The sequence below is a fragment of the Brevundimonas sp. genome (assembly GCF_035998205.1).
Taxonomy (GTDB): domain Bacteria; phylum Pseudomonadota; class Alphaproteobacteria; order Caulobacterales; family Caulobacteraceae; genus Brevundimonas.
Window position 1 is genome coordinate 298,120 of sequence record NZ_DASYHT010000006.1, and the last position, 12,607, is coordinate 310,726.

Consider the following 12,607-nt stretch of genomic DNA (forward strand, 5'->3'; position numbering starts at 1 on the left):
CTCGGCGGCCCGCCGGGGGTTAACCTTTGCCGGGGAGCCACGGGACGGGACGCCGCAATGGCGCGCACGGGCAGGGGAACGCTGGAGACGCCGGAGGTGCGCGCGGGGGGCGCGGGTCTGCCGCTGTTCCGTCGTCGCGCGCGCTTCTATGTGGACGGCTTCAACCTGCATCACGCCCTGCTTGATCTGGGGCGGCCCGAGTTGCTGTGGCTGGATCTGAAGGCGCTCGGCCGGGGCCTGCTGCCGCGCGGCGAGCGGCTGGCCGGGGTCACCTGGGTGGCGGCGCACCGGCCGCAGCGCGAGGACCGGATGTCGGCCCTGGCCACCTATGAGCTGGCGCTGCGGGCCTCGGGTGTGCGCTGCCTGATGGGCCACTTCGTCATCCACGGCGACCACTGCCGCGCCTGCGGCCACAGCTGGATGCAGGCCACGGAGAAGCAGAGCGACGTGAATCTGGCGCTGGCGCTGGCGGCGGACGCCGCCGCCGACCGGTTCGACGTGGCCTATCTGCTGACCACGGACGGGGACCATGCGGCGACCGCGCGCTTCCTGCAGGAGTCCTATCCCCGCAAGCGGCTGGTCAGCGTGGCGCCGCCGGGGCGGGGGCATAACCGTCAGGTGCTGGCCTATTGTCATGCCCGCACCGAGGCGGGGCCGGACCTGGTCGCCCGGTCGCCGCTGCCGGAGCGGGTGAAGAGCCCCTATGGCTGGCTGGAACGGCCGGACGCCTGGCGCGCGCGCGATCCCGAGCCGCCGCGGCCGCCGCCGGTGACCAGCGACGAGGCGCGGCGCTCGCGGCTGCGGCTGGTGGTGTCCAACCCCTGACGCGAAGGCGGCGGGCGGCCGGCCGTCCTGTCCGGGCGGGAATTCGGCTTGCGGGGCAGGGTCTTGCGAGGACATCAGCGCCCGACGCCTGCCCGCCGGCGCTGGCGTGGCATCCTTCAGGCATGGCGGGAGATCGGGCTTCGGCGGCGAAGGTCCTCGCCGAGAGCTGGCGCCGGCTGGCGGCCGGCGAGGACGTGGCCGAGGTGGAGCGGCGCGGCAAGGCCGCCCTCGCCCTGGTGCGGCTGGAGCAGGCCCTGGCGGAGCTGGCGCAGATGGACGGATCGGCACATGGCGGATGGAGCGGGGCCGAACTCGAGGCCCTGCGCGCCCGGCTCCTTATGCGACTGGATCGCCTCGCTGCCGCCCGCGAGACGAAAGGCGTGGCTGAAGGCGATGACGCCGCAGGAGATCGAGGCGCTGCGGCTGGAGTGGCGGGGCCACGCCGGGACGGCGCAGATGCCGCCGGAGGGGCCGTGGCGCACCTGGCTGTTCATGGGCGGACGCGGCGCCGGCAAGACCCGGGCGGGGGCGGAGTGGCTGAACGCCCGGGCGGGTCCTGAGGCGCGGCTGGCGCTGGTGGGGCCGACCCTGCACGACGTGCGCGAGGTGATGATCGAGGGGCCGTCGGGCCTGAAGGCCGTGGCCCCGCGGGCGGAGCGGCCGACCTATGAGGCCAGCCGGCGACGGCTGGTGTGGCCGGGCGGGGCGATCGCCTACGCCTTTTCGGCGGAGGATCCGGAGAGCCTGCGCGGGCCGCAGTTCCATGCGGCCTGGGCGGACGAGCTGGCGGCGTGGCGGCAGCCGGAGGCGGTGCTGGCCATGCTGCGGCTGGGGCTGAGGCTGGGGGACGATCCGCGGCTGGCGATCACGACGACGCCGAAGGCGATCCCGGCGGTGCGGCGGCTGCTGGAGGAGCCGGGCTGTGTGGTGACGCGGGCGCCGACGGCGGCCAACGCCGACAATCTGTCGCTGGGGTTTCTGGAAGGGCTGCAGGCGCTCTACGGCGGCACGCGGCTGGCGGCGCAGGAGCTGGACGGGCTGGTGCTGGAGCCGGACGGCAGCCTGTGGACGACGGAGATCCTGGCGGCGTGCCGGGGCGCCGCCGACGGGCCGTTGGAGCGGGTGGTGGTGGCGGTCGATCCGCCGGCCACGAGCGGGGGCGACGCCTGCGGGATCGTCGTGGCCGGACGGCGCGGCGGGACGGCCTATGTGCTGGCCGACCGCACGGTGCGCGGCTGCTCGCCCATGGAGTGGGCGCGGGCGGCGCTGCAGGCGGCGCAGGACTTCGACGCCGCGACCATCGTCGCCGAGGTCAACCAGGGCGGCGAGATGGTGGAGACGGTGCTGCGGCTGGCCGGGGACGGGCCGCCGGTGCGGGCGGTGCGCGCCGCCACCGGCAAGCGCGCGCGGGCCGAGCCGGTGGCGGCCCTCTACGAGCAGGGACGGGTCAAGCACGTGGCGGTGTTCGCGGCGCTGGAGGAGGAGATGCTGGCGCTGGGCACGACGGCGGCCTCGGGCAGTCCGGACCGCTGCGACGCCCTGGTGTGGGCGGTGGCGGAGCTGATGCTGCGCGGCGACGGCCTGCCACGCATCCGCCGCGTCTGAACGGGATCAGGAAGGAGCGGCGGATGCGCTGGAGCCTGCGGGGCCGGGAGGCCAAGGCGAGCCGGACCGGGCGGCTGGTGGCGCTGAGCCACCTCGGCCGGCCGCGCTGGACGCCGCGCGACTATGGCCGGCTGGCGGAGGAGGGCTTCGCCCGCAATCCGGTGACCTATCGCTGCGTGCGGCTGGTGGCCGAGGCGGCGGCGAGCGTGCCGCTGGCGGTGTTCGTCGACGGCGAGCGGCGGGCGGATCACCCGCTGGCGGCGCTGCTGGCCCGGCCCAACCCGGAGCAGGGCGGCGGCGAGCTGCTGGAGGCGCTGTACGTCGGTCTGCAGACGGCGGGCAACGCCTATGTCGAGGCGACGGGGGACGGCGAGGCCCAGCCGGCGGAGCTGTGGAGCCTGCGCCCCGACCGCGTGAAGGTGATCCCGGGCCCGAACGGCTGGCCCGCGGGCTATGAGTATTCCGTCGCCGGACGATCGGTCAGCCTGATGCGGCGCAGCGACGGCTGGTCGCCGGTGCTGCATCTGAAGCTCTACCATCCGACCGACGACCACTACGGCTTTCCGCCGCTGGAGGCGGCCGCCTTCGCCATCGATGTGCACAACGCCTCGGGGGCCTGGAACAAGGCGCTGCTGGACAATGCGGCGCGGCCTTCGGGGGCGCTGGTCTATGGCGGCAAAAGCGGCGAGCGGTTGACCGAGGCGCAGTTCGAGCAGCTGAAGGTCGAGCTGGTGGAGGCCCATGCGGGGGCGGCCAACGCCGGGCGACCGATGCTGCTGGAGGGCGGGCTGGACTGGAAGCCGATCAGCCTGACCCCGGCGGAGATGGACTTCATCGCGGGCAAGCACGCGGCGGCGCGGGAGATCGCCCTGGCCTTCGGGGTGCCGCCGCAGCTGCTGGGCATTCCCGGCGACGCCACCTACGCCAACTATCGCGAGGCCAATGTCGCCCTGTGGCGGCAGACCATCATGCCGCTGGTGCAGCGGACCACCGGGGCCCTGTCGGGCTGGCTGGGGGCGCGCTTCCCGGGCTGTCGCGTGGCGCCGGACCTGGAAGGCACCCCGGCGCTGGCGGCCGACCGCGAGGCCCTGTGGGCGCGACTGGAGGCGGCCAGTTTCCTGACGCCCGAGGAGCGGCGGCGGATGGCGGGGATCAGTTCGTGAGTCGTGATTGGTGATTGGTGAATCGTGAGGCGTGGCAGGTGATCGCCGCGCCCCAATCACGACTCACGATTCACGGGTGACGTCCCAAGGCCCCCGAAGGAGAACGCGATGCCCGAGGAGATGAAGCGCTGGCCGGCGCCGCTGGTGGCGGCGCTGGTGGTGCAGACCATCGCCGGCCTGGTGTGGGCCGGCGGGGCGGCGGCGCGCATCGGAGCGCTGGAGTCGGCCATGGCCGAGCAGCGCGCGGTGATCGAGCGGCTGGCGCGGCTGGAGGCCCAGGGCGAGGGGCTGCAGGCGGCGCTGGCGCGGATCGAGGCACGGCTGGGGGAGTGAGTGGAGAGTGGTGAGTGGCGAGTGGCGAGTGGCGAGGGGGGCGGGATGATGGTCGCGGAGACGTCGGCAATGTCTGGAAACTCGTCACTCGCCACTCGCCACGCGCCACTCGCCATCGAGGGCTACGCCTCCCTGTGGGGCGTGGCGGACCTGAACGGGGATGTGGTGGCGGAAGGGGCGTTCCGGCGCAGCCTGGCGCGGGCCGGGCCCGGCGAGATCAAGATGCTGTTCCAGCACGACGGGCGGGCGCCGGTCGGGGTCTGGGATGAGGTGACCGAGGACGGCAAGGGGCTGTTCGTCCGGGGGCGGATCGAAAGCTGGTCGGCGGAGGCGCGCTTCGCCGCGGCCCTGGCGCGGGCCGGAGCGCTGGACGGCCTGTCGATTGGCTTCCGCACCGCCCGGGCGCGGCGCGACGGGCGGCTGCGGGTGCTCAGCGAGGTGGAGCTGTGGGAGGTGTCGCTGGTGACGATCCCTAGCTCTTACAATATAACTCTAGGTCATGAAGCCGGTCGCTTACGCCTACTCGCGATATAGCACACCTGCCCAGGCAGCGGGGGACTCCCTGCGCCGTCAGCTTGCGGCCGCTGAGACCTTCGCCGCTGAGCACGGTCTGGAACTAGATACCACCTTGCACGATCCCGGGGTCTCTGCCTTCACAGGCGCTCACCGCGCCAATGGTGCTTTGGGCTCATTTCTGCGGCGGATCGAAACCGGCGAGATCGCACAAGGCAGCTACCTACTGGTCGACTCCTTCGACCGACTGACGCGCGAAACGGTAGTCGAAGCCGTCAACCTCCTGACCGGCATCGCCCTGAAAGGCGTGCGCGTGGTCACCCTGAATGACGGCCGCATATACGATGCGTCGGCGGACATGATGGGGCTCATGTGGGCGCTGATGCAGTTTGCACGAGGTCACGAGGAGTCCGCTGAGAAGGGACGGAAGGTTGCCGCCGCGCATGCCGAAAACCGCCGTCGAGCGCGCGAGGAAGGCCGTCCGTGGACACCCGTTGGACCTCATTGGCTAAAGCTAGTGGACGGCGTTTGGCAGCCCCTTCCGGACCGCGTAGCGGTGGTGCAGCGCATCTACGAAATGCGAGAGTCCGGGCTCGGCAACGCTTTCATCGCGAAAACCTTCAATCAGGAAGGGGTCCCGACCCCAACGGGTCGCGGAAGGTGGTTCAACTCGACCGTTGCCGACATTGCGGCCTCCCGCACCGTGCTAGGTGAGTATCAGCCGTATAGCGGCCATCGCCGAGGCAAGCCGCGCCAGCCGGACGGTCCGCCGATCTCCGACTACTACCCCGCGATCATCGACTCGGGCTTGTTCCACCGGGTTCAAGCGATGAACGCGGAACGCCAGAATCCCCATGCGCGACCGGCGTCCAAGGCATTCCCCAATCTTCTGGTCGGCCTGGTCCGTTGCGCCGAATGTGGAGGCACGGCAGGCTATCTGCGGAGCACCTTTCCCAAAGCGCCGAACTGGCGTTCAGCCGGTGTGATCCGCTGTAATCAGGTCTATCGCGGCCTCTGCGGAAATCGAGCCCGCATTCCCTACGGCGAACTAGAAGCGGACCTCCTCCCCTTCATCGCTTCGCTGCCTCTCTCTGGTTCCGCCGCACCGTCAAGCGAGGCTCGCGCACTTGCGATAGCCGAGGGCGAACGTGCCGCCCTGATGGTCAGAATCGAAGCGCTGCTAGACCAAGTCGAGGCTGGCGGCCGGGTTGGCGACCGTCTCCGGCAGCGCGAGATTGAGTTGGCCGACCTTGAACGGCGGATATCGGAGTTGAAGGCCAAGGCGTCCGCGCCTCTCACGCCTGCCGCAGACGCCCAAGCGGAACTTGTCCGGCTGGAGGCCGCAATGCGGGAAGCTTCCGGCGACGATCTCTACCGCATCCGCGCCCGCATCAACGCGACTCTTGGACGTTTGCTGCGTGGGGGAGCCTTGATGGACGGCAGCAGGCTCGTTCTGAGGTTCGATCCTGCCGACGTGAGGGGCAAAGGCCGATTGCTGGTAGACGCGGCGCGCGGTGGTCGCATACGGGTTGAGGTGGCGCCCGCGGAGCCCATCCCTCGCACGCGCCGCCTGGACCCGGCCAAGCGATAGCGCCATTTCTTACTTCAGAGGGTCGCGCGGTTTGACATATCAACAATGCCATCAAGAAATACGCTTGTGGATTTAAGCGCGGCGCTGACGTAAATCTTGCATTTCTCGCCGATGCTGATATAATAGAACAGTCAAAAGCCGCGCGGTGCGCGCTTGACTGTTGCCGGGGGGCCCGGCCGGTCTGACCTTAATGAAAATCTGATCGAAAGGACTCACTCATGAGTGAGAAAGAACTTTCGCGCGCGCACCTCGAAGCGGTGTTGTCGCGCGAGCTGCATCGCGTTGCCGATGCTCACAACCTGGAACGTACGGCGATCGACGACCTCGCCGCAAAGGCAGCCCGAGAGGGTGGCTACGGTCTCACGTCGGACGGTCGTCTAGACGCTCGTCGTGGTCTTCCGCTCTCCGACTGGATCAACCGCGCCGTCGAGGCAGCGCCGTTCTACAAGAGATTGCCCACGGACAGGCCGAATGATCCCCGACCGCCGCGCGTCGGTCGTCTCGACTCGAAGGGTCGGCGCCGGTCGGCTGCCGATCTCTTGGAACTGGCAAACGGGGAGGGTGCCCGATGACCGTCCCCGTCGAGTTCATCGGCTACGAGGCCGTCAAGGCGATGATGCCCCCCGGCTGCTGCCCAACCTATCGAACGCTGCGGCGGATGTCGGAACACGGGCAGTTTCCAGAGTCGCTTCGTATCAGTCCCCGCCAGCCCGTTCTGTGGTGTCGGCGGGACGTGGCGGCCTGGATCGCGATCAAGATGGCCCCGGTGGTCGGCGAGGCGGTCCAGTGACCGCCTCTCACCCTTATGATCCGGTGCTAGAGGGGCGCGGGCGCGATCTATCGATGCCCGATATCGCGCGGTGGCTGCCGGATGCGATCAGGTGGCGGTGGCCCCGTTTCGAGATGACCTACGGCGCGTTCGAATCTGATTGGACGGGAGGCGTGCGGACGCCGGGACGTCGTCTCGGCTACTTGGTCGCCAACCTTCTCGATAGCGCCCTCCAGTGGCTCTCCGGTGGTGTCTGGCGGGCCGATCTCGACGACCACGACGATCCTTCGCACTTGTTCCTCTTCGATGCGACGCGGTTCCGTTCAGTTCCTCTCCGCGTGAGCGGAACGGGTCGCCTGCGAGTGGCGGAGTTCGATGGGCAGTTGTTCCAACTCCGCTATGGCGGCGATGCCCTTGTGACAGCCCTGGCGGCGCATTGCGCGCGCTTCTTTGTGGGGCCGGTCGAGATGGTCGAGACGGACAACCTCGCTCCCGACCTAACACCTCGCGCACACCGTCGAGGGGCCGCCCGGCCGCTGGCGCAAGCGGGGGTCGCCGCCCCCATTTGATGGCGGGCACACGTGAATCTTGCACGTCCAAAATCGGGCGCCATACTCGCACTCGATCCGGCCGCCCTGACATGCGTCATGTGCCAGGCCCACCAATATAGAGTGGCTCCACGGGGTCGCGATTTAGAAGCCGCGTCAAATCTTTCGGGCGCGCGACAGTCTTAGCGATAGCACGGCCTTAGCAGTCATCGCCGGCGCTTAGCGCCAATCGAAGAACCCATAAAGCAAAACGCGCGGCTCGCTGGTAACGGGCCGCGCGTAGGAACTCTCTTATGCCCAAACAGGATAACGACTTGGCGCGCGACGTCAAGAATCGTGTGGCCATGATCAATGGCTATGCTGAGGATGACCCGCGCCTCGCGTGCGAAGTGGTCGCCATGATCGGCGACGGGGTGGACGCATCCAGATGGGTGCGGAAGCCGATGGCGCTTGGCGAACTCATCGCCTTGTCCGCTACGCATCGGGAAGGCCCGAAAGAGGGCTTGGCGGTGGTGTTCGGCGACTTTGTCGGGAGCCGCCGTAAGAAGGATAAGGTGGAGGCGGTCTACGCCCTGGGGCTCGACTTGGACGGCTCGCCCCTGACCGGGCCGGAACTCGACTCCAAGCTCGCCGAACTCGGCTTCCTCGCCGTCCGCGCGACCACGCATTCGCACGGCCGGAAGGGCGAGCGCCACCGCGTGATCCTCCCCTTGGCGGAGCCGTTTCGGCCAAGGGACCACGACAGCATCCGCGAAGCCGAACGCCAGTGGCGGGCAATCCTGAAAACGGTCGGCGCCCGGCTTGGAGTCGAACCGGACAAGGCGTGCTGCGACCTCGCCCGCGCCTACTATCTTCCCCGCCACGCGGCCGGCGCGCCGTGGGAGTCCACGATCGTCGGCGGGAGGTTGCTGGACCTCGCCCGGCTGGACCTGTCGGCGGCGCTCGCGCGGCCGGAACGCAAGCCCCGGACGGCGGCGGTCACCGCCGGCGGAGCCGACCTCGCCGCATGGGGGAAGCGGCGCGCTGATACCTTTCTGATCACTCGGGCGATCGAGGATCATTGCCCCGAAGTGATCCGGAGCGAGGTGGCCCAGGGGCTCGAAATCGAATGTCCGAACGACGCCGAACATTCCAACGCGGGCGACCCCGCCGATAGGGCGTGCCTGGTCCGGGACGCCCCGGATAACCCCGAGGGCGAGCGGTTCGTGGTGAGGTGTCAGCACGCGCACTGCCAAGACCTCGGGCCGCTCGACATGCTCGGGATGATGATCGGGTCGGGATGGATTCCGCGCGAGGCGCTGGACGATGACGCGTATCATGTGGAGGTCGAGACCCCGGGCCTGACGACCGAGTCCTCGACGGAAGAGGTCGAGGCGGCGATCCGGTCGGCTTTGAAGCTCGCGCCGGGGGAGGCGGAGGCGGAGCGCGCCCTTGCCGCCGTGCGGAGCGCGGCGAAGCTGAGTGCTTCGGCATTCAAAACGATCCTCGGGCGCGTCCGGGGCGAAGCGAAGGCTGAAGCGCGGGAGAAGGCTTCGCCGCCCGTCTCGAAGGCGGAAGGGGCTCGTCTCGCCGCCGATTATCCCCCGCCGACCGGTGAGCGGGGCGCGTTCTCCTACAGGAGTTATGACGGGCGGCCGTGGCTTCATGTCGATCAGGGCGGTGACAAAGGCCTGCTTCGCCTCTGGACGCCCTGGACGATCGATGCCGGATTGATCGAGGTGGACAATGAGGGGAAGCAGGGCGTCCGCCTCGCCGCGCTCGACCAGGACGGCGAACGGTCGGTTTTCACCGTCACGGCGGCCGACGCCTTCACGGGCGCCGGACTGCCGCTGAAAACCCGGCTTCGCGAAGCTGGAGTCGGCATGACCGACGACGGCGAGTTCATGGCCGTGCGCTGGATTCGGGAACACGCCCCGGCGAACCCGACGCGCCTGTATGAGCGGCCGGGCTGGCGCGGACGCGGCTTGTTCATCACTCCGTGGGGCTCTGCAAGCGTCCCCATGAATCAAGAGGTCGAGTTGGCCGAGTCGGTCATGCCGAAGGGCCGAGAGGTCGCCGGGACGCTGGCGGGTTGGAAAGCCGCCACGGCCGCTGCCTGGGGTGCGGACGTGCTCCATTTCAAGCTGGCGCCCCTGATCGCCTGGGGATCGGTTCTGGTGGACTTGTGCGAGGCCGACTCGTGCTGGCTCGCCCTGACCGGCTCGACAAGCCGAGGCAAGACGACCACGGCGAAGCTGATGGCGGCCGTCTGGGGCGACACGCGTGAACGGATGGGGCTCTGGGGTCCGTTGAACGGAACTGACGCAGCGGCGGAGGCGCGCTTGGCGCAGGGCTCGGGCGCTGGCTTTGCGTTCGATGAGACGGCTCTGGTAACGGGCGATCGTCTGCAAACCCTCATCTTCACTGGGTCGGCCGGGGCCGGGCGCGACCGGATGAAGCGGTCGGCGGAACTGCGGTCGTCGCGGACTTGGCGGGCCATGTATCTGATCACCGGGGAGCACGACCTGATGCGGAAGATCAGGGCGAGCGGCGTGGCGACGACGACCGGCGTCGGAACCCGCGTCCTGGAACTCGACTGCGAAGCGGCGCCGGACCTCGCGCCCGAGGTCATCGAGGCGATCGAGGCCGCCTACGATCACCACGGCCAAGCCGGGCGGGCGTACGTCCGCGCGCTGATCGACGGCGGACACGATCGTGATCCCGAGCGCCTCTGGGGCGAGGTCGAGATGCTGGCGGCGGACTTGGCAGGCGCGGGTGCGAAGCCGCCGACCATCCGTGCCGCGCGGATCGCCGCCATCATGTGGCGCGCCGGGCAACTCGCGCACGACGCTGGCTTGCTTCCGAATTGGGCCGACGTCGAGGGCGCGATCCGTCAGCTTTGGGCGAAGGCTCAGGAATCCGACCTGGCGCCCCGCTCGGCCGAAGATGTGGCCGTGCGTACGCTCTTCGAGTTCCTGATCCGGAACCGGGGCGGACGAGTCGCCGAGGGGCTCGGCGGTGATCGCCGGGAGGTGGACGCCTGGCGCCTGTCGCCGGCGGACTATGGCCCGAAAGATTGGCCCGCCGCTTGGCCGGAGCCCCGCCCGGACTGTCGCGACGATCCCGATACGGCCGTTTACGTCGTGGCGAGCGACGCCCTCTCGCGCCTCGCGGGCGGGGCGTTGAACGACAGGGCATTGGAGAAAGCGCTAGACGGCCGTGGGGCGCTGATCCGCGGGCGTCAGAACCGCCGCACCTGGGACTATGTGGCGAAGCTAGGCAAGGTCACGGCGGTGGTGATCCCGGCCAATGCAATCGAGCAAGAGGGAGCCGAGTACGAGGGCCGGCCGAAGGCCGAGCCTCCTCGCCTTCGGCTCGCCGCCTGATTCGACATTTCGACAGTTCGACACTCCCTCAGATACCAACTCTGGGGGAGTGTCATTTTCAGGGATGTATAGACGTGGATCTAGAGGGTCTGAAAAAGGTCTCAGACACACGATGGTATAGTTCGAACTGTCAAAGTGTCGAATTGTCGAATCCGACTCATCCGCACTTCGCTCCACTGCGCTCGCTTTCGGATCATACGACCTCGATCGCCTTCAACGGATGCACGCCGGCCAGCAGCTTTCGCTTGATCTCGGCAACGTCGGCGATGGTCTTCTCGGGATCGCCTCGCACGCCGGGGCCGATTGCGTGTCCGTCACGTATGGCATGTCGATACCCGTCATCGCCGTCCTGCCAAGCGATCTTGGAATCCGGGATGAACTCGAAAAACGGGCGCCGGTCCGAAACGGTCGGAGTAATACAGCCGTAGTTCGCGCCGTCAGACACCACCGAGTGGAGCACATAGTTGCCCTCTGGATCGACAAGCCAACCGACGACGGCTCGGAATGTCCCTGTCGGGTCGTTGGCCTCATACCAACGGCAGTTCCCGTGACACTCCGAAGCGGGCATCCGCATGTAGGCGATGTCCTGGGCTGACATACGCTCGACCGTGACAACGGGAAGGGTCTTCAACTCCGCGACGGTATCTGCTTCCCATTGGCTAGGCGGGAAGGCCCACTGATCGGCCTTCCTAAGCAGTTGGTCGCGCAACTCCGCCTGCCGCCGCTTCGCCTCTCCCATGCACATCTCCCGTCCGGCGTCCGTCTTGATCGCGGATATTTTGACGCTCGAACGCTTTGACGCCAGCCTGTTTTCTCGGGGGCGCGCGCCCTCAGGACCAGATTAGCTTCACCGCCTGCGCAGCCGAGACCGCCGTCCAGATCACCGCCGCCCATGCTTCGAAAGCGATCATGCCTACTGCGACGGCTGCGCAGTCAAGGCTGAGCGCAAGAGATTGAGCGGGACTCGGTAGTGGGATCATACGGCCAAGCTAGCCACCCTGACCGACGCGAGGCAATCCGCCGCGAGGTCCGCCGAACCCGCCAATGCGGGAGACAATCTGGACGGATTTCTCAAGAATTCCGTCCATATTTACCCTCTTTATCCCAGACTCCATAAGGATTCTAGGGCTATAGAACAGGCGAAAGGAAGTACGCAAATGACCCCTGCCATCGCCTATTTTAGAACCTCGTCTGCAACCAACACAGATGGGGACTCGGTTCATCGCCAAGCCCGTGCAGTGGAGCTGTATGCGAACGCCGCTGGATACGACCTCGACTCCTGTTTCTGGGATGCGGCCGTGTCCGGCGCCGATCCGGTCGAGAGCCGTCCGGGCTTCGCCGCGCTCCTAAAGCACGTCGTCGAGTCCGGCGTGGCTGTGGTGCTTGTCGAGAGCGCCGACCGCTTCGCCCGTTCGATCCTGGCACAGGAACTCGGGCTCGCGCACCTCGCCAGCTTGAACGTCCGGCTCGTGACCTCAGGCGGAGTCGACCTGACTGACGACTCGAACCCTGAGCGGGTCATGATCCGGCATATGGCTGGGGCGGTCGCGCAATACGACAAGGCCAAAACGGTCCAACGCCTTCGCGCGGGGCGTGACCGCGTGCGAGCGGTGACCGGCCGGTGTGAGGGGCGGAAGGCCTATACGGACCTTCGCCCGGGCCTTGCACGCGAAGCCCGCCGTCTCGCGCGTCGCAATCCGAAGACCGGCAAGGTCCGCTCTTTGAGGCAGATCGCAGTCGAGCTTGCCGCGCTCGGCTACCCGGCGAGTTCGGGCAAGCCGCTCAGCCATAGTGTGGTGAGGGAAATCCTCATGAGGTAGCGGTCAGGAAAACATTCCGACAAAGGAGGGGGCCCCTAAGCCCCCACCCTCTTGCTCCGCGCGAGACGCCCTCCG

The 12,607-nt window shown here is 68.3% G+C and carries 13 protein-coding genes; 11 read left to right on the forward strand and 2 right to left on the reverse strand.

Annotated features, from left to right (window positions below):
- The first annotated feature begins 57 nt into the window (after window positions 1-57).
- Window positions 58-825 carry an NYN domain-containing protein gene (locus VGN74_RS11350; protein WP_327448241.1) on the forward strand — a complete coding sequence of 256 codons (768 nt, stop codon included), beginning with the start codon at window positions 58-60 and terminating at the stop codon, window positions 823-825.
- Between the two features lie 116 nt (window positions 826-941).
- Here VGN74_RS11350 and VGN74_RS11355 read toward each other — a convergent pair whose 3' ends face one another.
- A complete protein-coding gene (locus VGN74_RS11355) occupies window positions 942-1,115 on the reverse strand; it encodes a hypothetical protein (RefSeq protein WP_327448243.1) in 174 nt (57 codons plus the stop codon).
- A 103-nt stretch (window positions 1,116-1,218) separates the two neighbouring features.
- Here VGN74_RS11355 and VGN74_RS11360 point away from each other — a divergent pair, with 103 nt between their 5' ends.
- From VGN74_RS11360 to VGN74_RS11400, 9 genes are all read left to right on the forward strand, one after another.
- On the forward strand, window positions 1,219-2,430 hold the full coding sequence (locus VGN74_RS11360; protein ID WP_327448245.1) for a DNA-packaging protein: 1,212 nt from the start codon (window positions 1,219-1,221) through the stop codon (window positions 2,428-2,430).
- A gap of 23 nt (window positions 2,431-2,453) precedes the next feature.
- Window positions 2,454-3,593: a phage portal protein gene (locus VGN74_RS11365; protein WP_327448247.1), complete on the forward strand. Its 1,140-nt coding sequence runs from the start codon at window positions 2,454-2,456 to the stop codon at window positions 3,591-3,593.
- Between the two features lie 108 nt (window positions 3,594-3,701).
- Window positions 3,702-3,926 (forward strand): hypothetical protein, encoded by a 225-nt coding sequence (locus VGN74_RS11370; RefSeq protein WP_327448249.1) that lies wholly within the window; start codon window positions 3,702-3,704, stop codon window positions 3,924-3,926.
- A gap of 69 nt (window positions 3,927-3,995) precedes the next feature.
- Complete coding sequence (locus VGN74_RS11375; protein WP_327448251.1) at window positions 3,996-4,460, forward strand: HK97 family phage prohead protease; 465 nt, start codon at window positions 3,996-3,998, stop codon at window positions 4,458-4,460.
- Window positions 4,426-6,030, forward strand: a complete 1,605-nt coding sequence (locus tag VGN74_RS11380) for a recombinase family protein (RefSeq protein ID WP_327448253.1) — start codon at window positions 4,426-4,428, stop codon at window positions 6,028-6,030. The genes VGN74_RS11375 and VGN74_RS11380 overlap by 35 nt, the downstream gene beginning before the upstream one ends.
- A gap of 218 nt (window positions 6,031-6,248) precedes the next feature.
- Complete coding sequence (locus VGN74_RS11385; RefSeq protein ID WP_327448255.1) at window positions 6,249-6,602, forward strand: hypothetical protein; 354 nt, start codon at window positions 6,249-6,251, stop codon at window positions 6,600-6,602.
- Window positions 6,599-6,820, forward strand: coding sequence for a hypothetical protein (locus tag VGN74_RS11390; RefSeq protein ID WP_327448257.1), 222 nt, complete (start codon window positions 6,599-6,601; stop codon window positions 6,818-6,820). Before VGN74_RS11385 ends, VGN74_RS11390 begins: the two co-directional genes overlap by 4 nt.
- A gap of 53 nt (window positions 6,821-6,873) precedes the next feature.
- On the forward strand, window positions 6,874-7,368 hold the full coding sequence (locus VGN74_RS11395; protein ID WP_327448259.1) for a hypothetical protein: 495 nt from the start codon (window positions 6,874-6,876) through the stop codon (window positions 7,366-7,368).
- Between the two features lie 293 nt (window positions 7,369-7,661).
- The gene (locus VGN74_RS11400; RefSeq protein ID WP_327448261.1) at window positions 7,662-10,712 is read left to right on the forward strand and encodes a DUF927 domain-containing protein; all 3,051 of its coding nucleotides are present in this window, start codon (window positions 7,662-7,664) and stop codon (window positions 10,710-10,712) included.
- A 193-nt stretch (window positions 10,713-10,905) separates the two neighbouring features.
- Here VGN74_RS11400 and VGN74_RS11405 read toward each other — a convergent pair whose 3' ends face one another.
- Entirely contained in the window at window positions 10,906-11,451 is a 546-nt protein-coding gene (locus tag VGN74_RS11405) for a hypothetical protein (protein ID WP_327448263.1), read from the reverse strand.
- A gap of 418 nt (window positions 11,452-11,869) precedes the next feature.
- Between VGN74_RS11405 and VGN74_RS11410 the strand changes: the two genes are divergently transcribed.
- Window positions 11,870-12,532, forward strand: a complete 663-nt coding sequence (locus tag VGN74_RS11410) for a recombinase family protein (protein ID WP_327448265.1) — start codon at window positions 11,870-11,872, stop codon at window positions 12,530-12,532.
- Window positions 12,533-12,607 lie beyond the last annotated feature (75 nt).